A 20,760-nucleotide genomic window follows, 5' to 3' on the forward strand; every position below is an offset into this window, starting at 1 on the left:
CAGCTTCTTCTTCTTCTGCTGGTGCTGCTGCTGCAGGTGCTGCACCTGCTGCTGGTGCTACTGCTGCGGTTGCGATTGCTTCTTCAATATCAACATCTTCTAATGCTGCGATTAAAGCTTTAACTCTAGATTCATCTACAGTAGCGCCAGCTGCTTCTAAGATTTTAGTTACATTTTCTTCATTAATATCTTGTTCTGTGGTGTGCAAAATCATTGCCGCATATATATATTCCATGTTATCACCGTTTTTTGTTATAATAATTTATTTTCTTTTGTAAATCCAATACATATTAAATTTTTTTATATTGAATCTTGTGTGTTTGAAAAACACTTTTAACAATTAAAAAGTATAAATTTTAAATTTTATCTAACCGAACAAAGCACCTAATCCAAGTGCTGCAGTTTCTTCACTTTTATCTTCTTCTTCCTCTTCTTCAACTTCCTCTTCCTCTTCAGCTTCTTCAACGACAGGAGCTGCAGCTACTGCAACATTTGCCAATTTATTAGCGATTTCGTCATCGATTGCATCAGAAGATAATTCACCAGCCAATGCTAACATCTTAGCGTTTGCAAGTGCAATTAACATGTCAGAAGTCTTGTCAGTAGGAATAGCCGCTTCAATAGCAACATTGTATGCTTTAGTATGAGCAGTACTGATAATAGTTGAAATGGTTTGACTAGTTGGGTAAGCAGTAAATACAGATAAGTTAAATGCTTTAGTGAACGCAGTTTGAATATCTGCAATGGTTTCTTCTTCATCAATAGCTAAAACATCTGCTTTAAAGATAGAACCGTCTTCATATACAGCCTTAAGATCCATACCTACTTCCATAGGTTTGATATCCATTCTGGTTAAAGCAGCTGCTACTTGTTTAGAAACTTCTTCTCCAGCTTCCACTACAACAGTATCTTTAGAAACTACAATTTTTCCTTTGTCGATTTTAGCAGGTACGCCTATTTGTTGTAAGTCACCAAGGAACGGACCTGGTGGGAATCCAGTGTCTCCAGCAGGTACAACAATATCTTCAGGAGCAGTTGCCCCAGCTTTTGCAGGAGCGGAAGTTTTACTGTCTTCTAATATTTTGTACAATCTGAAAGGATTCATGTCAGTACATACAAGTGCAGGTTGACCTTCCATAAAATCAGAAAGCCCAGTAATGTTAGCTTTCTCAGCATCACAATCTTCTAAAGCTAATTTCATAAGGTTGATTTTTGATAATCTGATAGTTGCTTTTCCTGCAAGAGTTTTTCTCATTTCTTGCAATTGTCTAGCAGGAATGTTTAATAAGTTAACAATACCTACAACTTCTGCAGAATCAATTAAACCTTTTAATTCATTAACTTCTTCTTTTTTCCATTCAGCAACGTGAGCCATCTTAAATCACCCTCACTACTGAACCCATTGTCGCTTTAATATACATGGATTTGATTTGGTTTCTTCCTTTTTCTAAATTGCGGTCTAATACTGCAAGAACAGCTTCAATATTTTCAGCTAACTTCTCGTCATCCATATCTTGAGTTCCAACTAAGATTTGAATAGAAGGTTGTTGTTTAACACCTACCTTAATGGTAGCTTGTGCTCTTTCAAGTAATGGTTCGATTCTTGCACTAGCAGGCACAGGTTTAGGCATCTTATTACGAGGTCCTAAAATACGACCTAAGAATCTACCTACAAGTGGCATCATATCAGCTTGTGCGATAAATGAATCGACAGAATTGACTACTTTTTTAGCAGCTTTAATGTCTTTACCAAATTCTTGTAAATCTTCTTTGGAAATCACGACATCTACACCAGCATTTTTAGCAGCAAGAGCTAATTCCCCATCAGCGATGACTCCGATTTTGATCTCTTTGCCACGGCCGTTAGGAAGAGCTACTTCTTCGCTAAATCTGTTTTCTGGTTTTCTGACATCTAAATCCTTGAGGTTAATGATAACATCAATGGATTGAGTGAAGTTTCTCGGCTTAGCTTGTTCTTTTGCCTCCTTCACCGCATCAATAATCTCTTGTGTCATATATATCCTCCATGAACTTTGTTCATTTGGAATTTTTACGAGAAATCTTCAAATTAAATAAAATCTTTTAAAAAGCATTATAAAATCTTTAGATTCCTTTTAATATATCAATTAAAACCACATTGTCCTAGAACAAGTAAGACAAAATGATCTTAACATCATTTACATTTAAGTGAATAAATATTATCTATTTATCATAATCAGCTGTTGATATTAAATTAAGAAGATAGATTATAAGAAAGTTATAAAGATTATAGAATAATAATTATTATAAAATAAAAATTATAAGATTTTAATAATCTAATTTATAATTAAATTCAATCATGCAAATTAATCACTTAAATAAATAATATATTAAGCATAATAAATTTTTAATTAAATTTTAAGCATTTTGTAAGCAATTAATAATTTAATAGAATGAATCTATTCTACTAAAATATCATCGTACTCTCCAGCATCAACTGCTTTTTGAGCATCTCTTGGGTCTTTGCCGTCTACGGTAATTCCCATACTTACACAAGTACCCATAATCTCTTTGGTTGCAGCCTTGTAGTCGTTTGCGAGTAATGAATCGAATTTCATTCTTGCAATTTTCAATGCTTGCTCTACAGATAAATCTGCTGCAACTTCAGCACCAGGTTCATGAGCACCTTTTTCAATGCCAAGTTCATCCATAATAAGTGCAGTTGTTGGAGGGGTACCGATTTCAATTTCAAATTCTTTGGTATTACTGTCAATAGTAATGATTACAGGTACTTTCATACCAGCGAAATCAGCACTTTTCTTATTGATCTCTTCAACTACTTGCATCATATTAACACCGAAAGGTCCGATAGCAGGACCTAATGGTGGTCCAGGAGTAGCTGTTCCACCTTCGAGAAGAACTTCAACTGTATCTTTAGCCATTAGTCAGCCTCCTTTTTAATAATTCTAATTTGATCAGCTTTAACAGTAACAGGAATCGGAACTGCTGCTTCAATTAACTCGAGAACAACTTCTTCACGAGATTCATCTAAACGGACAACTTTAGATTTTTCACCTTTGAAAGGACCTGAAACAAGCTCGACAATACTTCCTTTTTGTATTGAAGAGATGATAGGTTGCGGTTTCAAGAATTTTTTAACTTCTTCCAAGGTTATTTGACTGTTAGCATCAATAGTTCCGTCTTTCTTAGCACCTACAATACCTCTTAAATGACGAACCTTCATGTCAGGGTTCTTCATGTCAAGGTTGGTTGCAGATTCGACTATGATATAACCTTTTAATGATTCCGGAACAACTATTGATTTAATATCTACTCCAGGCTTGTCCGCTTTCATCGCTAAAAGTCTTGCAACATTTCTTTCTTGACCTGCTGATGTTTTAAGAGCAAATATGGAATTTTTATGATCTTCCATTTAAATTCACCTATATAATTATTATTTATAATTTTTTATAATTTATTAATAAATTTATAGATTAAATTAAAAGTTATATAAAGTAAAATTTTATTATTTCCCTTAATTTAAATATCCATATAGAAGCACTTTCGTTCAATTCTAATCTATTTTTTGTAAAATTACAAAACAGCAGACATTATTTGAATTTTGAAAAGCTAACAAAATTAAATAATTTATAGACTAAAATCTACAATTTAAATTTAAGAAAATATGAATGTTAAAGTAAAATAAATAAAATTAGATTCATATAATAAGAATATATATGTTATTTATTATATATAAATGTTTCAAATTTCTCTACTTTAAAAGAAAAAATTAAAAAAATAAAAATTTAATAACTGAAACCAGTTATTAAGAAAATAATTAAAAAATAGCTAATTAATGAAAAATTGAAAATCTAAATTATAAGCCTATCAATTGGCCTAATAAAACAATGATGAAACCGATTACTCCAATAATTGCAATACCTATTGCAGTAACTTTGGAGAAATTTAAAAACTCTTCACGATCCGGTTTTCTAGCTACTTTTAATACTCTTTTACTTTGTTTAATGAAATCACTAGTACTTTCTTTAAAATTCATTGAAAATCCCTACATAATAAAAGTTAAGTCAATATAATTTTTTTAAAAAATAAGATTAATTTAAGCCTAATTCAAGTTTTAATTTTAATCTTTAATTTAATCTCTAATTTAATCTTAATTTATAATAATATTATATGTTTTATTTAATTACATTAATAAAGTTTTGCATGAAATTATTAAAAAATCATGATAAAAAATTGAAAAAATATGGTTAATTAAATTGTAAAAAATTGTAAAATAAAACTAAAAAAAGAAAAAGAAATATCACTCCATAGAGTGATAAGAATTTTGGTCCAGGTTTTCGTTGCCGAAGGCAACAGAAAAGCTGGGTTAGAATATACCATCTAAGAACTCATCTAAAGGATCTGCAGGAGCATCATCACTTTTTCCTAATACAGTTCCTTCAAAGTCTTCGTCGAATTCGATTTCTTCGAAATCGTCATTTTTAGGTTCGATGGTATATTGGGATTTTACACCAGAAACAACAATGGTAGTTCTTATCATGTTTTCTAACTCTTCATCGATTTGAGCTCCCCAAATGATGTTTGCTTCTGGATCTAATCTGTCACCAACAATTTGCACGATTTTTTCAGCTTCATTCAAGGTTAAGTCTGAACTACCTGAAATGTTAATCAATGCACCTTTAGCATTGGAAATGTCAATGTCTAATAAAGGACTGCTTAATGCTTCGTGTACAGATTCAATAGCTCTGTCACCAGTTTCAGATTCTCCCATACCAATCATTGCCATACCGGAACCTTTCATGATAGAACTGATATCAGCGAAGTCCAGACTGATAAGTCCAGGTTTGGTAATGAGTTCGGTGATTCCTTTAACAGCTCTTCCTAAGATTTCATCTGAAGCCATGAAAGCTTTGTTTAAAGGAAGGTTAGGAGCAACTTCTAATAATTTATCATTAGGAATAACAATTACAGTATCTGCATTTTCTTGAAGTTTTTCTAAACCGATTTCTGCGTTTTCTCTTCTTTTTACACCTTCAGCAGAGAATGGCATGGTTGCTACAGCAACAGTTAAGGCACCGGATTTCTTAGCTACCTTTGCGATAACAGGAGCAGAACCAGTACCGGTTCCACCACCAAGACCACAGGTAACGAATACCATGTCAGCGCCTTCCAATTCTTCTCTAATGTCTTCTTCACTTTCTTCAGCAGATTCTTCACCTACAGTAGGTTCTCCACCTGCACCAAGACCGCCGCAGGTTTGTCTACCTAAAAGCAATTTTTTATCAGCAGTGCTGTAGAATAAATCTTGAGCATCAGTATTTACAGCAATGGTGTTTGCACCTTCAATACCGATTTCATTCAATCTGGAAATGGTATTGTTTCCTGCACCACCAGCACCAACTACAATAATGTTAGCACGGCTTTTTTGAATATATTCCAATAATTCTTCATCTAAAGCATCATTTGATTTTTTAGGAGCAGAATTTTCAATGGTTTCTTCTGATCCTTTAATTGCATCATCTATAAATTTCACGAGTAAACCCCACAATAATTTATTAATTTAAAAATTATTTATAATAAGTATAAATTCATTTTATTATATTATTTATTAATTATGTTTAAAGTAATATTTAAATGTAAATGAAATATTACTAAAAAATCCATAAAATTTTTAAATTTCTAATTTTAAATTTGTATTTTTATTATTAATTTTATAGTATTTAACTATTTTCAATTAAGTTTATAATAAATAAAAAAATAGTGAAAAAGTGAAAAAATAGAATAATAAATGAAAAATAGGGAAAAATAAAATTAATAGAAATGATTTTATTATCTTGGCATAGCTATGATTTCATGGAATTTGATGTCAAATACATTGGTCATGTTGGCTGCAGTCATTACAACAGCAGTGTCCACTCCATGTCCTGTTCCACCAATAGCTATTATCTCTTCACCTACTGGAATCAATCCTGCATCAGCAAGCATGATGGAGATTTCCGCACATACCTTAATTCCTTGGCAGAATGTTCTGTAGGTTGCTGCAATGATTTCCACAGGAGTTGCTCCACCGAATTTTTTGGAAATACTTTTTCCAACACCGCTTAAGGCATGGGATCCCATATAAGTAACGATTCCTTCCGCTTCAAGCTTTGCTTTTGTCTCATCATCAATGTCTGCCACATTTGCCCCTTTAAATCCGACATGATGGGAACAGTTTACGATGGTGACATCCAATTCCTTCAATGCTTCATTAAGCTTTAATGCACTTGCACCAGTAGCAGAGGCAATGGCAACATATTTAATGTCTGATCCTTCCAATCTTTCCTTGACAAGTTCAATTAGCGCATCGGTATTTTCAATGCCCGGTTCTTCGAAATAAGTGATTGTTTTTTCCATAATCAAATCTCCCATAAGAAAATTAAAAATTATTAATGATTAAAAGTCATATAACTTTATACAATAATAATTATATATTTACTCATATAAAATTATACTATTAATTGAATAAATTTGAATAATTGAATACTTTGAAAGATACCATGACAACTAATCCAACTTACAAAGAAGGGGAAACCAAAGAAGGCCAAAAATACAAATATGTTGAAATCAAAGGGTATAAGGTAATTCCTATTGAAACACATTATATCAAACCTAATGAAAGCATAGATTTCATGATAGATGACATCTCCAAACTTGCAGAGGAAGGAGACTATTTGGTTATTGCAGAAACTCCAATCTCCGTATCTCAAGGCAGATTGGTTGATGAAGCGGATTACACACCATCATTCAAGGCCACATTTTTGGCAACATACTGGAGCAAATACTTTTGGGGATATGTTCTTGGACCTATTCTCGGAATCAAGGAAAGGACAATTAAAAATTTAAGGAAGCTCCCAGAGGAATCCAAAAGACATAAAGAGGTAGTCTTGCAGTTATACGGTTGGAAACATGCATTGAAGCCAGCATCTGAGGCAGGAATTGACTTAAGCAATGCACCTGGAACATGCGTATCACTGCTTCCGGAAAATCCTGAAAAAGTTGCCAAGGAAATCAGTGCAGATATAAAAAATAAAACCAACAACACAATAACAACATTGATTATAGACACCGATGCAACATATAGAAGAGGAAACAAATATTTCACAGGGCTTCCAATAGCCATTCCTGGAATTGAAGCCGACAAAGGTGTTTTCGGATACACTTTAGGACAGCTATCTGAAAACTTGGGATCAACCCCTCTTGGCTGTTCAAGAGAGATAGATGTTGATGAGGCCATCATGATAGCCAATGTTGCAGAGGATTATCAGAAATCATTGTCAACAGCAATGGAAACCATCTACAGTGTAAAAGACGTTTTAGATTCCGATACTCATGAAGTTACTGTAGAATCATTGGATTCTATTATACATACACCTGCAGTTTTGATTAGAAAAATAGAATAAAAATTAACTTTTTTAGTAAAAAAATAAAAAAAATAGAACTGAAATTCTTTTAAAATAAATAAAAAAATAATTAGAAAAATATTAAAAAAAAACAGCTGAAAAATAGCTAAAATAAAAATTATTAAAAAATATAAAAATAAAAAAAGAGAAAAAATAAGAAATTATAAAAGATCTAGCTGGAAATTATTTCTTCCAAAGCTTTGATTTCTTCTTTTTTCTTATCTATTTTTTCTTGATTGTCTTCAAATTCCAAATCAAGGTCACATTCAGGACATAGGAATTCAACGGTTGAAGCGTCCTCAAAGTCCAGACGATAATGTCCATTCGGACAAACGAAGAACATGTTGTTTTCCTCATAATCCAATTCAGCATTCAATCTTTTAAGTTCAGAACTTGCCAAATTGAATTCCAACTTCTTATATTCATTTTCATTGAATCTCCAATCGTAAGTGTACCATTGGGTTTCCTTATCCTTATCCCTTTTATAGCTTGCCAAGCGCATATCATATAATTTATAAAGGATTTTCCTTACAATGTTCAGCTTACAATTGATCTTTTCAGATATCTCTTCATCTGTTGTATATCCGTTTTTAAGGCAATCGATGATTTCATCAAATGTAAGATACCAGAACTTTTGATTAACCGCTCTTTTCTTAGCTTTTTCCTTTTTAGGCTTAGCTTTGGCTTTAGTCTTTTTAGCAGCTTTCTTATCTTCTTTGGAATCCTCTTCAACGGCTTCCTTAACTACAACATCATCAGATTCCTTATCTTCATTTAGAACTTTTTTCTCATCCTCTGATAATTCTTCAATCTCTTCAACACTCTTCTCTTTTAAGTCCTCTTCCTCTTCTTCATTATCCTTTTTTTCTCCCTTAATCAAAGCATTCAAATTGTCATTCAATGTCTTTAAGGTTTGTTGGGAGTATGTCTTTTTGGTTTCAAGTAGAAGAGATTCATTTTCTTCAATAAATTGGTCTATAATTTCCACATCCAATTTAACTTTTTTAGCTATATCTTCATGGGAAAGTTTTCCAGACCTAAAGTGTTTAATGATCTTTATACAAATCTCATTGATTCGTATATTGTAAACGAAATTATTGGTTTCAAGCAATTTAAGAATATCTTTAACTGTTTTAATATCAATTTTAGTTTTTCTAGCAATAGCCTTATCATCGCATAATCTACTCTTAGGCCATTCTTTAAGACATCCGATAACATCTACAGCTTCTTCGAATTCAAAAATTTCCGGAAATAAATTTTGAATAATAGGATCTCTTAACATAATATAGGCTTCCTTATAAATATTTAAATTTTAAATCAAGACTTAATTAAAAAAAATTACTTAATAGTTAATGATTTAATAAATTACATTATATTTATATTTATTTACACCATATATTATAAATTTAATGTTTTTATATAAAAAATAGGATAAAAATAGATAAAAAATATAATAAAAATAAATGAAAAACAGATAGAAAAATAATGAAAAAAATGAATAATTAGAAAAAATAAAAAAGACAGATAATCCCTGGAATTATAAAATGGAAACTTTTAAGACTCCTTCCACTTTAATGAATTCATTTAAAAGTTCTCCAGGAATAGGATCTTCTGTAATGATTGTCAAAACTGGATTTGCATTAAACCTTGTGTCTCCTGCATAAGCCTGACGAATGCCTATATTGTGCTTGCTCATGATCCAAGCAACTTCAGCCAAAATACCATCGCTTTTCTCACCGGCTTCCACTTCAATAACTCCCAAATCCAAGTCCTTTGCAATATTCTTGATTAAGGTTCCCGCTGGAATAATATTTGAGAATATTTCATACAATTCTTCATCGGCAATGATGACATCCACTGTTGATTTGATTACTCTGCGATCAACTTCAGCAGCAGCTGCCAATGCAGAATCGCTTATTTTTAAATCCCCGCAATATATTTTGCCGTCTTCACTTATTCTCAATCCCAACTCAAACATTTTTTGAGCTACAGCCATTCTTGCAGGATATTTGCTGAACTTCAAATTTAAACTTTCCCACATATTACCACCAAGATTTCTCTAAAGATATATTGTACTTTCAAGTATATAAAATGTATACTAATACATAAAAATGTACATTGAAAAGCTAAGAGTTTAACAATTTTGGTAGAAAAAATAGATTGAATAGGTAAAAAAAGACTAAAAATAGACGATAAAACTGTCAGTGAATGAAAAATATGAAAAAAATATCAAAAGAAGTAAGAGTAGGCTAGCTGGGATTCGAACCCAGGACCTCACGGTTATCAGCCGTGCGCGCTGACCAGGCTGTGCCACTAGCCTATTAACAAATACAAGTATTATTAACTATATGTCATCTAATATATAAATCTTTTGTATAAAGCATTTTAATGAATATATCTAAAAGATTTAAGATAATTTAAAGATTGAAAAATAAAAATTAAAAAAATAGTAGAGTAATTAAGTTTAAAAAACTTAATTATCCTTGTTAAGCATCTCATTGAGAGAGTCAGCCATTACGTGACCTTCAATAATGATCTTAACCTTATCGATTCCTTCAACTTTTAAAGCCTCAGCTTTAGCTTGAGCAGCAATACGGGTAACGCTCATACAACCTGGGTTGGTAGGTTTAATTACCAATTCAGCAGTTGAACCTTCAATTGCAATAGATTGTACAATACCCATTTCTACAATACTTACACCCATGTGAGGGTCGTTTACAACAGAAACTGCGTCTTTTACAGCAAGTGCTAATTCTTCAGACATTTTATCTCCTCTAATGTTTTTTTAAATTAAAATTTATTATAACTATATAAGATTAAAATTTTCAAATTTTACATCCTAACAAAAAGTTAATAATATAACTATTGTTTTAATTATATTTAAACCTATCAATTAGGGTAATAAAAAGAAAAATAAAAATATTAAAACAACTTAATCAATTAAAGATTAATTCTTAATCCTGTGCCTTATCTTTACTCCAATACCATTTCTGGATTCAACCATTTCACGACCGGTCAAGACAGCCTTTCCAACCGCCACAACCTCATCGTTTCTAACAACGACCACTTCATCCTTAGGAAGAATGGATGGATCCGCATTTACAATTCCTGGAGCAAACAATGAGTTTGTCTTTAGGTCAAAATCAATCTCAACCACATGAATTCCAAGTTCAGCAAGCCTTCTGCCTCCTTCAAGGTTAAGGGTGTATAAACCGATATCCCTATTGAGAAGAGCCAATTGCTTTCCACCTGAATAGACATTCCTGTGATATCTTCCCTTGGTTACAACATCGTCGGTTATAATGGCTTCAGCCTCTTTGCCGAACTGATATTTTGCAACTGATCTGAGTTCATTCAAGACCCTATCCTTATGCTTGGTCTTTGGATATTTCTTAAGTTCCTCCCTTAGATTGAAGATTGATTCAGGAGAGGTAGGCCTTCCACCTACACAAACATAAGTGCAGTTATCCAAATACTCGCGACAAACCTCTTCATAGCCTCCTTCAACATTGGCTATTACCGGCTTATCACCAACATAATCCCTAAGAAGCTCTCCAGCCAATCTTATCTCATCATCATTCCAATCGCCGGAAACCGCAACATCATAGGATTGGATTGGGAAGGTGTTTTCCAATTCCCTTGGACAGATTCCAAATGGAGAGGTTACAATCACTTCCTGATAGCCTTTAGTGGCCCTTCTGAATCTTTGATGGGACTGTGAGTTTGAGTATGGCTTTTTCATACTGCATGGAAGTGCAACGACAACATCCCCTAAAGGTTCCATCATTGCCATCCTTTGCCTCCATCTGACCACTTCAGGCCTGTATAATGATTCATCACTTGAACAAATAACTTTCATTCTTTTCCTCGTATAAATTATAAAATTAATTAAAGCAATAATCTTCTTCAAATTAGATTATTTTAAAATTAAAATAAGTTTTAAAAAAAACAATCAATTAAATATTTGATTTTCATTTATAAAATAGTTTTTATAGAAACTATTCAAATCTTAAGACAAGCTCTTCATGATTTTCCTTAATCTTTTCAATGGATGGATGGTTCTCACCTAATTTCCTTTTCCACTTTTCAATGGTGAACTCAACATCCACTTCATCTGCACCATTGAACAGATTATCCGCATGGGAAACTATCCTTTCCTCTAAAGTCTGAGGGATATAGCTTTTGATAGGCAGTCCCAATTCCTTTGCATCCTCCTCAGATAGTCCTGTTCCAATATGCCTTTCAACAATATTGACTATTTCCTCAGAATATCCTCTTTCCCTAAGCATCTGAGCGCCTATCACTGCATGTTCAATGGAACTGGTCTTGCATCTTCCTATATCATGCAAGAGGCCTCCGACCCTGACAAGCTCCATATCCACATCATCAAAATTGGATGCAATCTCACAGGCTTTTCTTGAAACTCCTTTGGAATGCTCAATTACCCATTCAGGGCATCCAACTTCAATCAACAATTCAATTTCCTCATCCATATAATCACAATTTCATGAAATAATTATATCTAATCATTAAAAAACAGTAAAAATAGCAATTTTATCAAAATAGCTTAAAAAACAAAATAAAAATTAAAAAAAAGAATAGAATCAATAAATGAAAGAAAATTATAATCCTTCATTCATCATTCTTTCACGTTCTTTATCTTCTTCTTCTAACATTTCCAATAATTCATCCCAGGATTCTAAAGATTCCTTTGCAGCCTCTTCAGATAATTTTTCAATTGCATATCCTGCATGAATTAAGACATAGTCTCCAATTTCCACATCTGGGAGAAGATCCAATTTTGCATTTTGTCTTACTCCTCCAAAGTCTGCAGCACAAATGTTGGATTCCTTGTCAATCTCTACAATTTTAGCTGGTGCAGCAATACACATAACAACAACTCCTTTTAAGTTTATTCAAATGAATTAGTTATTTTATGAATTAAATTAATTGTTTTTGAATTAATTATTTAAATGAATAAATAATTAAAAAATATTCTAATCCAAATCACTTTTTATTAATATTTCTATTATAGTTTTTGCATTATATAAATATTTTTATTTTATAGAACAAAAACAAAATGCCAAATTTTTCTAAAAAATAAAATGATCCTTATCAAATAAACATGAAAAAAACATTTAATAAATAATTTATAATAAAATAAACAAACTAAAAATTAATTAAAGCAAAACTTCAGGGATTGAAATGGAAGAAATAAGAAAAATAAAAAACATTGTTATCGGAGCAGGCCCTGCAGGGAGATTGGCTTCATTTGAACTGGGAAAACTAGGGGAGGAAACCTTAGTCATAGAAAAGAAATACATCGCAGGAACTTGTCTTAATGAAGGATGCATGGTCGTTTGTGCATTGACTGACATCAGTCGTTTTATAAGAAACTTCAAGAGATTTAGTGAAATTGGATTCATTGATGGAAATATAAACTTCGATTACAAGAGTGCATGCGACAATGTCAAGAAGACTCAAAAATTCCTCCGCAAGCTTAACCAGGAAGAAAACGAAAGCGTAAACAACGAAGTTGTCTATGGTGAAGCAAATGTAGAAATAAATAATGAAAATGTTGAAGACAGAATCATCGTTACAGTGAAATTGGACAATGAGAATGAACTTCAAAAAGAGGAATATGAAGGAAAGGAAACCTTAATCTTTGAAGCGGAAAATCTATTGATAGCAACTGGTGCAAGACCATTTATTCCAAATATCCCTGGAGCGGAATATGCATTGACAAGCAGCGACATCCTTAACTTAGAGGAAGTTCCTCCTAAATTGAATATAGTTGGCGGTGGAATAATAGCCACTGAACTTTCAAACCTTTTCTCAAGCTTTGGAAGTGAAGTTAGAATCATTGCAAGAAGTGAAATCTTGAAGGATTTGGAGCCTGAAATCAAGTCATATGTAGTTAAAAAACTCATTGATGAAGTTGAAATTCATGAAAATACAGAAGTTATGGAAATTACTGAAAACTCTCTAAAAACAGATAAGGGAGAGTTTGAAGGCAAGACATTGATAGCTACCGGAAGAGTTCCGAATTCAGAAATAGTCGCAGCCATTGTCGATTTGAATGAGGACGGATCAATTAAGGTCAACGATTTCTTCCAAACTTCAAATCAGAATATCTATGCAGCAGGTGATGTCACTGGAGGAATAACATTGACTCCATATGCAAGAAAAGAAGGAATTTCCGCTGCAAGAAACATGGCAGGATACTTGAATAAGTTTGATGAGATTATTGTTCCTCAATCATTGACATTGGATTTGGATGTCAGTTTCACTCAAAAGCGAGATATAGATGAAGACAATGAAAATGTTGAAGACATAATCATTCCAGGCCTTGGAGGCCCTCATGCATTCTGGAGAATCCTAAGGGGAGAGACAGGACTCACTAAAGTTTCATTGAACAGTGAAACAGAAGAGATAGTGAGGGCAAGCCAGATATCCCCATCTTCAATTGATGATACCGCTTATCTTGCATTCCTGATGAATATGGGAATAGAAAAAGAGGATTTTGATGACTTCCTAGAGGTTCATCCATCCACAGATGCCTATTATAAGATCTTAAAGATCATGTAAGAAATAGGTAAAATAAGAAATAGATAAAATAAGATAAAATAATTTAAAATGAATAAAAAACAAGTAAAAATAAAATAAACAATTTGATAAGATAATCAAATCTTATCAAAATTTCTTTTTTTAAAAAATAGAAAAAATTTTAATCAACTTTTTTAAAAGTTTGTTTATTTCAACCAATTAACTAAAACATCACTACGTGGGTTTGGTTCATTTGGCTCAAGCTTATAACCTAAAGCAACACCATATAATGGAGTGTATCCTTCAGGAATGTGAAGCTTTTTCAAGTTCTCTTCAACACTGAAGTAAATTGCCACGAGACCTAACCAGCAGGATCCAATATCCAATCCTTCCGCTGCAAGAAGCATGTTTTCAATAGCTGCGGAAACATCCGCTTGCATATTGCTTGCATCTGATTTAGCTGAAACAAATACAACGGTTGGAGCATTGTGCATCACATTAACGCCAGATTCGGCAATTGCTTCAAGAAGCTCATCACCGGAATTGGATAGGATGCTGCGTACGGAATCGTTGATGTCTTCAAGAAGTTCCTTGTTTTGAACCACTGTAAAGTGCCATGGAGCTTCTCCTCTTGCAGTAGGAGCCATAATGGCGGCTTCCAATATCTTTTCGATTTCCTCATCCTCTATTTGCTCATCCTTATAAGCTCTTACGCTTCTACGATTTTTGATAACTTCAAAAACATCACTCATAAAATCACCACGATAAAATAATGAAAAAATTAAAATTAAAAAAATTCAATTAATTCTAGGGCCGATATTAAGTTAACTTTCTTAAATCAGTCGGTTTTGTTCTAACATCTTTTTCGACTACTCTTTCAAGATTAGGGGAATATGGATTATAAAGCAATCTTCTAAATCCAAGTGAAATCAATAAATTGTCAGTGACTTCCTGTTGGCGCTCACCGAGAATGATTTTTCTAAACAAGTCACCTAAGCCTCCGCCAGTCAAGACATCCATAAATAAATCTCCGAAGGTCGGATTGTTGATATGCAATTTATTGATAAGGAATCTAGATAAGTTTCTTCTTCTAATGTATGCAATGAGTGCAGTGGTTGCAATGAACAATATCAAAGTTCCTATAAATCCTCCAAGAATGTAAAATCCAATTCCCAATGCAATTGCAAAGGTGTGGTTACCTACTTCTCCCAACATAATCTTTCCAGAATAATCCAAAGGAGCGTAAGCTATACAGGTAACTAAAGTAAGCAATGGAACATAATATGCAGGAATCTGAGCTACAGGAGATACGCCTATAATTAAAGTGGCGAGAATTGTAAAGAAACTCATTATAATTACAACACTTACTGCAGATCCAGGTTGCATGTCTGCAATGTTCATTGGCTGAATCATTAAAGCAACTAAAATAGAAGAAACACCCATAAGAGGATAACCTAATCCAATAACACATAACATGCCTATTCCTCTGGCAAGCTGTCCCAGTTCAATAGGCAAATTAGCAATTCTTCTTCTACCGATTATATCATCAACAAGAGCGCATAATCCCATTACCAATACAAGATTGTTATATCCTTCAGGCAGGAATAAGCTGATTAGAATAAATGGGACTATACCTATTGCACGAGGAGTTCCTCCACGAACAGGTTCATATAGATTGCCCATATATCCTCTTTTACCTAAGAAACGGAATATTATGTTTAATGCTCCAGTTCCTAGAAATGATAATATAAATACAAAAAATAATTCTAAAAACATGTTTAAAATCCTTTTATTTTTTAATTCGATTAAATTTTACTTAAAATGAATGTATATTTTTATTTTTTAAGTTGATTAAATTCTCCTTAAAGAAATAAATGTAATATTTTTATCTTTATAATTTTTAATATATAATTTTATTTAAAATAGGAATTATTGATTGGGAAAAACTAATTGATGGCATACCTTAAGGAAGCTGCCATACCACCTAATCCTTCAAGCTGCTTTCCGCCTTCATGCTGGCTGCTTATCACTAAAACCTCACCTGACATGTTTTCCACCATATCCATGGACTCTTCCAGGTCTTCACTTCTAATCAAATTATCCAGAACCAATAGCTTGTCAATAGCTCCCAAATTAATGGCTTCCTTCACTTCTTTTTTACCATAAACAACCAAATTGGAATCCTTTGCTATCTCCTGAAGAATGCCATTGACAGCTGCAATCTCAAAGGCAACCCTATTTTCAGCAGCCAATTTCTCAACAGTCCCCTTCTTAAGAACTTCATTGATGCCCACTCTGCCACCTGAACCAGTAGCTTCAAGTATGGACTTTTTAGCCAAATCAGGATGTCTTGATTCCAAATATTTTAGGAAATCATTCTTGAAGAATCCCGGACCTGCCAAGACTATGGTTTGAATATTGTCAAACTTAAGAATGTAATCAACAATATTCTGATAGAACTTTTCAATATTCTTTGCCCGGTTCTTATCGATTATTCTCTTTCCGGACACATTTCCCATAAGAGGGCCATAATATTCAATTCCGAATTGCCTCATCAGACCAAAATCGGCAACATCGTCTTCCAAAACAACAATGATTGCAGACAGTTTCTTTGATGCCTCAATGGCTTGATTGATTCTCTTCAAGACATATCCGGACCACTGTTCCTTGAATATCTTGATTGGAGTATTCAATTTGGCTTCAATAGTATGATGGGATCCAAGAGGAATCAGGTCTTCAGGACCTTTGATGATGGAACCGATTATCCTGAGCTTGCCTGTGAAGATGTGAAAGCTGACATCCTCAACGGAAACTCCTAAGGTAAATGTCTTTTTTACCCCTCTATCGCTTCTTAACTTATCCCCAGTATTGTCTTGAATCCTTCTTGTTGTCTTAGAGTATACGGTATCTCCCTCAGCGATTATGTGAGACAGATGCCATAAGTCATCTAAGGTTTCAGGAAGAAGTTCAATGATTCCCTTCTTTTTATCTTGATAAGTTATTTTCATAGAATTCCTCATTTAAATATAATTCAAATTAAATTTAAAACAATCCAATCCATACAAAATATTAAATACATAAGTAAATTATATAATTACTATTAAACAATATAAAATATGATTATCGATTATATATAAAATTAAGTAATTTAAATAATAATCGAATGCTTTAAATTAAATCATTATGCAAATTACTAAAATTAATCAAAATTAACGGGAATTATAATATGAAAAAAATTGGAATTATTGGAGGAACAAGAGGTTTGGGAAGAACCTTAGCTTGGTATTTTAAGGATTTTAACTTTGATGTGACAGTAACAGGAAGAGATGAAATCGTAGGTGCTCAAGTAAGCGAAGACCTTGGAATAAAATATTCAAACAACAATAGGAAAATAGCTCAAAACAGTGATATGGTCATCATTGCAGTCCCTATTTCAAGCACCGAATCAGTCATTGAGGAGCTTGCCCCATTCATGAAAGAGGGGTCTGTGATGATTGATGTCACTTCAGTTAAGGAAGGGCCAAGCTATAAGATGAAGGAGTGCTTGAACGGAAGGGTTGAATTCATTCCTACACACCCTGTCTTCGGTCCGAGAACCACTGATTTGAAAGGGCAAATAATAGTCCTCACTCCATTGGAAAAGGGAAAATGGTATCCTAAGGTCTACAGGTTTTTGGAAGATCTTGGCATGAGAATAGTTGAAACCACCCCAGAGCATCATGATGACATGATGGGAGTCGTGCAGGTATTGACTCACTTTTCATACATTTCAACAGCTTCAGCCATTGAAAAGCTTCAAGTTGACATTAAGGACACTGAAAACTACGAAAGTCCTATTTACAATCTGATGATCGATACAATAGCGAGAATCGTATCCCAAAATCCACATCTTACCTATTCCATTCAACATGAAAACAAGCGTGGAGAAAAGATCAGACAGGCACTTTTCGATTCAATAAGTGAACTGAAGGAAACACTGACAAAGGAAGATGAAGATGAATTTGTTGAGATTGCACTTAGGGCAACCAAGCATATGGGAGATATCCAAGCCGCTTTAGGTAGGAGTGACAAGGCGATAACCGCACTTACCCAAGAATACAATGTGCTGCTCCAATCCATTGGAGAGGAAGTGGGCCTTAAGCACATATATTCAGATACAATCCATGTAGGAACAGTCAAGGAAATCGATTTGGATTATCTCTACCTGGAAGATGAGAACAATAAAGTCAAGAAGTTAAGGATATCCAATGTAAAGGTCTTGAATGAAGGGGAACTGCACCAATGGAAAATCAACAATCAAAAGATATATACAAGAGACATCAGTGCCGTTTTCAACAGAAAATCAAGCCCTCATATAATTAAGGACACTTTAAATAGAGTTGAAGACATTATAGGTGTGGAAATAATTGACATCTATAAAGGGGAACCTATAAAGGAAAACCAAATCAGCTATACATTCAAGATATTGTCCTTGACTGAAGATGCAATTGAAGAATGCATAAAGATACTGACTGGATTCGGTGGAATCACCAGATAATTCATTCTTATTAATAAACTAGAAAAAAATTTTAAAATAAAATTAAAATAAACCCAAAACTGAGGTTAAACCATGAAAATGATTAAGCAGACATTAGGATTGAATGTGGAAGATTCGAAATATTACCTCAAGCTAATCATAGAAGCCATTCTAATCGGTTTATTCTCAGGATTTGTAGTGTCATTGTACAGATTTGGATTGGACAACAGTGAAAACATCCTCTTTTCCACCTTAAAGTACATACAGGGAGACTTCCTATTGACAATCGCATGGTTTGCCATACTTGCAATCATGGGATTTGTGACCGCTCTTTTAATGAAATGGGACCCTGACAGCTTAGGAAGCGGAATACCTATAGTAATGGGGGAAGTGAAAGGATACTTCGATGTATGCTGGTGGAAGACATTGATAGCCAAGTTCCTTGGAGGAACCCTTACCGCCCTTGGAGGACTTTCCTTAGGAAGGGAAGGGCCATCCGTCCAATTGGGAGCGATGGCTGCAAAAGGTGTCTCAAAATACCTGCCAAACAGCAAGACCGATGAAAAGCGTCTTTTGGTATGTGGAAGTGGGGCAGGACTTGCAGCAACTTTCAGCGCACCTCTTGCAGGATTCATTTTCACTTTGGAGGAAATCAATAAGGGATTTGACAGGTCCATCGTTCTTGTAGGATTGGTTTCAGCTGTTGTGGCAGATCTTGTATCAAAACTCTTCTTCGGTCAAAACCCAATATTTCCGTTCACTTCATTAAACCTTCCATTAAACTACTTTTGGCTGCTCATTGTATTGGGAATCCTTGTTGGAATCCTAGGATACATCTACAATGTGGGAATGATCAAGGCAACTGAAATGTGGGACAGATTAAGCTTTCTTCCGCTTGAAGTGAAATATGTAATCGTATTTCTTGTAACTGGACTTGTAGGTCTGATTCTGCCTAATGTGCTTGGCGGCGGATACTCAATGATGCATCTGATAGAGTTTACCTTGCCTCCATTGTCAGTGCTTATCGTTCTTTTGATTGGAAAATACCTGCTTTTGATATTCTGTTTCGGTTCAAGCGCACCTGGAGGAATATTCTACCCAGTGCTTGTGATTGGAGCATATATCGGTGCAATATTCAGCGCAATCGTCATTCCAATCTTTGGTTTGGACCCGATGATTGCATATAAGTTCATCATGATTTCAATGGCTGCAATGTTTGCAAGCTCTGTCAGAACCCCGATAACTGCAGTTGTATTGATTGCTGAAATGACTGGGGTCACAAACTCACTTGTAGCAATGATTGTGGTGACCATACTTGCATATATCATCCCAACAATACTTGGAAATGACCCAATCTATGAAACCTTGCTCATGAGACTATTGAAGAAGAACAAGGGAATTGACTTTGACAAGACAAAAAGCGTCTTGGAAGAGTATGTCGTTCCAATGGACTGTGCACTAATAGGCACTAAGATTTGGGAGCTTCCGATTCCTAAATCCGCTATGGTGGTATCTGTTGTAAGAAGCGGAAATACATTAATCCCAGATGAGGAATTGGAATTGAAATATGCTGATGAACTCTTCATTATCATGAACCAAAACACATACTCTGAAGACAATCAGAAAATAGAATCATTGATTTACAATAATTGGCAAGAGGAATAGGAAGAAAAAATAATAGGAATAGAGAATAGGGGAAGAAAGAATAATAAGGAGAAAATATTATGAGAATAGCTGTTGCTTCATCAAATGGAGAGGATTTGGATTTGCATTTTGGAAAAGCCCATTCATTATACGTTTATGAATATGATGAGGAAAAGGACGAATTCAATTTTTTAGACCAAAGAAATGTTGAAATTGAAGTTGACATGAAGCATCAAAATCCAAAGATTATCAAAGCCATTGAGGATTGTGAAGTGTGCATCTGTGAGCAATTCGGTCCAAAGGCACAGATATATGCAGAAGATGCTGGTTTAAAGTTAGTTAAAGAGGAAGGAACCGTTGAAGAGGCTTTGAGAAAATACATAGACCATGTGAATTTCATGAAAAACATTAAAATATGATCAAATGTAGAACAATGAAACTTAAATATATTGTTAGAATATCAACAATATTTAAATACTATGAAAATTATAACTAACTATAACCTTTATGGGCGGGTTTTAAACTTATTTAAAACTTTTATGATATTATTTTAATTTAAATGGATTGATTCCAGAGCAGGTAAAATATAGATTATAAAAATTATTTAGCTTA

Annotated in this window: 22 protein-coding genes and 1 tRNA gene; 5 read left to right on the plus strand and 18 right to left on the minus strand. The window is 33.7% G+C overall.

What is annotated here, in order from left to right:
- The 8 genes from rpl12p to IJE13_RS07580 all read right to left on the minus strand — a co-directional run.
- Window positions 1–235 (minus strand): 50S ribosomal protein P1 (rpl12p, locus tag IJE13_RS07545; RefSeq protein WP_292778900.1); only part of this gene is annotated, 235 nt, incomplete at its 3' end.
- 132 nt (window positions 236–367) lie between these two features.
- Complete coding sequence (locus IJE13_RS07550) at window positions 368–1,375, minus strand: 50S ribosomal protein L10 (RefSeq protein ID WP_292778903.1); 1,008 nt, start codon at window positions 1,373–1,375, stop codon at window positions 368–370.
- Between the two features lies 1 nt (window position 1,376).
- Complete coding sequence (locus IJE13_RS07555; protein ID WP_292778906.1) at window positions 1,377–2,015, minus strand: 50S ribosomal protein L1; 639 nt, start codon at window positions 2,013–2,015, stop codon at window positions 1,377–1,379.
- 423 nt (window positions 2,016–2,438) lie between these two features.
- Entirely contained in the window at window positions 2,439–2,921 is a 483-nt protein-coding gene (locus tag IJE13_RS07560) for a 50S ribosomal protein L11 (RefSeq protein WP_292778909.1), read from the minus strand.
- The gene (locus IJE13_RS07565) at window positions 2,921–3,412 is read right to left on the minus strand and encodes a transcription elongation factor Spt5 (protein WP_292778912.1); all 492 of its coding nucleotides are present in this window, start codon (window positions 3,410–3,412) and stop codon (window positions 2,921–2,923) included. Before IJE13_RS07565 ends, IJE13_RS07560 begins: the two co-directional genes overlap by 1 nt.
- Before the next feature lie 444 nt (window positions 3,413–3,856).
- Window positions 3,857–4,036, minus strand: a complete 180-nt coding sequence (locus tag IJE13_RS07570; protein WP_292778915.1) for a protein translocase SEC61 complex subunit gamma — start codon at window positions 4,034–4,036, stop codon at window positions 3,857–3,859.
- Window positions 4,037–4,366: 330 nt separating this feature from the next.
- Window positions 4,367–5,533 (minus strand): cell division protein FtsZ, encoded by a 1,167-nt coding sequence (gene ftsZ / locus IJE13_RS07575; protein WP_292778918.1) that lies wholly within the window; start codon window positions 5,531–5,533, stop codon window positions 4,367–4,369.
- 296 nt (window positions 5,534–5,829) lie between these two features.
- Window positions 5,830–6,396: a pyruvate kinase alpha/beta domain-containing protein gene (locus tag IJE13_RS07580; protein ID WP_292778921.1), complete on the minus strand. Its 567-nt coding sequence runs from the start codon at window positions 6,394–6,396 to the stop codon at window positions 5,830–5,832.
- Between the two features lie 143 nt (window positions 6,397–6,539).
- Between IJE13_RS07580 and IJE13_RS07585 the strand changes: the two genes are divergently transcribed.
- Window positions 6,540–7,442, plus strand: coding sequence for a coenzyme F420-0:L-glutamate ligase (locus IJE13_RS07585; RefSeq protein WP_292778923.1), 903 nt, complete (start codon window positions 6,540–6,542; stop codon window positions 7,440–7,442).
- Between the two features lie 172 nt (window positions 7,443–7,614).
- Here the strand turns inward: IJE13_RS07585 and tfe are convergent, their stop codons facing one another.
- The 7 genes from tfe to IJE13_RS07620 form a co-directional block, all read right to left on the minus strand.
- Entirely contained in the window at window positions 7,615–8,724 is a 1,110-nt protein-coding gene (gene tfe / locus IJE13_RS07590) for a transcription factor E (protein WP_292778925.1), read from the minus strand.
- 255 nt (window positions 8,725–8,979) lie between these two features.
- Window positions 8,980–9,483, minus strand: a complete 504-nt coding sequence (locus IJE13_RS07595) for an amino acid-binding protein (RefSeq protein ID WP_292778928.1) — start codon at window positions 9,481–9,483, stop codon at window positions 8,980–8,982.
- A 204-nt stretch (window positions 9,484–9,687) separates the two neighbouring features.
- Window positions 9,688–9,762, minus strand: a tRNA-Ile gene (locus IJE13_RS07600).
- 153 nt (window positions 9,763–9,915) lie between these two features.
- Window positions 9,916–10,206, minus strand: a complete 291-nt coding sequence (locus IJE13_RS07605; protein WP_292778931.1) for an iron-sulfur cluster assembly protein — start codon at window positions 10,204–10,206, stop codon at window positions 9,916–9,918.
- Window positions 10,207–10,389: 183 nt separating this feature from the next.
- Window positions 10,390–11,301 (minus strand): DUF5591 domain-containing protein, encoded by a 912-nt coding sequence (locus IJE13_RS07610; protein ID WP_292778934.1) that lies wholly within the window; start codon window positions 11,299–11,301, stop codon window positions 10,390–10,392.
- A 139-nt stretch (window positions 11,302–11,440) separates the two neighbouring features.
- Window positions 11,441–11,935, minus strand: coding sequence for a TIGR00295 family protein (locus IJE13_RS07615; protein WP_292778936.1), 495 nt, complete (start codon window positions 11,933–11,935; stop codon window positions 11,441–11,443).
- 129 nt (window positions 11,936–12,064) lie between these two features.
- Window positions 12,065–12,334: a HypC/HybG/HupF family hydrogenase formation chaperone gene (locus IJE13_RS07620; RefSeq protein WP_292778940.1), complete on the minus strand. Its 270-nt coding sequence runs from the start codon at window positions 12,332–12,334 to the stop codon at window positions 12,065–12,067.
- A gap of 313 nt (window positions 12,335–12,647) precedes the next feature.
- On the opposite strand from IJE13_RS07620, the gene IJE13_RS07625 reads away from it, so the two are divergent.
- Window positions 12,648–14,030 carry an NAD(P)/FAD-dependent oxidoreductase gene (locus IJE13_RS07625; RefSeq protein ID WP_292778943.1) on the plus strand — a complete coding sequence of 461 codons (1,383 nt, stop codon included), beginning with the start codon at window positions 12,648–12,650 and terminating at the stop codon, window positions 14,028–14,030.
- A gap of 164 nt (window positions 14,031–14,194) precedes the next feature.
- Here IJE13_RS07625 and IJE13_RS07630 read toward each other — a convergent pair whose 3' ends face one another.
- The 3 genes from IJE13_RS07630 to IJE13_RS07640 all read right to left on the minus strand — a co-directional run bounded on the left by IJE13_RS07630 (window position 14,195) and on the right by IJE13_RS07640 (window position 16,996).
- Window positions 14,195–14,740, minus strand: coding sequence for a nitroreductase family protein (locus IJE13_RS07630; RefSeq protein ID WP_292778946.1), 546 nt, complete (start codon window positions 14,738–14,740; stop codon window positions 14,195–14,197).
- 67 nt (window positions 14,741–14,807) lie between these two features.
- Complete coding sequence (locus IJE13_RS07635) at window positions 14,808–15,764, minus strand: cell wall biosynthesis protein (protein ID WP_292778949.1); 957 nt, start codon at window positions 15,762–15,764, stop codon at window positions 14,808–14,810.
- Window positions 15,765–15,934: 170 nt separating this feature from the next.
- Entirely contained in the window at window positions 15,935–16,996 is a 1,062-nt protein-coding gene (locus tag IJE13_RS07640; RefSeq protein ID WP_292778952.1) for an mRNA surveillance protein pelota, read from the minus strand.
- A 218-nt stretch (window positions 16,997–17,214) separates the two neighbouring features.
- On the opposite strand from IJE13_RS07640, the gene IJE13_RS07645 reads away from it, so the two are divergent.
- From IJE13_RS07645 to IJE13_RS07655, 3 genes are all read left to right on the plus strand, one after another.
- Window positions 17,215–18,525, plus strand: a complete 1,311-nt coding sequence (locus tag IJE13_RS07645; RefSeq protein WP_292778954.1) for a prephenate dehydrogenase — start codon at window positions 17,215–17,217, stop codon at window positions 18,523–18,525.
- Between the two features lie 72 nt (window positions 18,526–18,597).
- The gene (locus IJE13_RS07650) at window positions 18,598–20,169 is read left to right on the plus strand and encodes a ClC family H(+)/Cl(-) exchange transporter (RefSeq protein WP_292778957.1); all 1,572 of its coding nucleotides are present in this window, start codon (window positions 18,598–18,600) and stop codon (window positions 20,167–20,169) included.
- Between the two features lie 59 nt (window positions 20,170–20,228).
- Entirely contained in the window at window positions 20,229–20,567 is a 339-nt protein-coding gene (locus IJE13_RS07655) for a NifB/NifX family molybdenum-iron cluster-binding protein (protein WP_292778959.1), read from the plus strand.
- The last annotated feature ends 193 nt before the right edge of the window (window positions 20,568–20,760 follow it).

Origin of the sequence: Methanobrevibacter sp. (assembly GCF_017410345.1) — an archaeon.
GTDB lineage: Archaea > Methanobacteriota > Methanobacteria > Methanobacteriales > Methanobacteriaceae > Methanobrevibacter.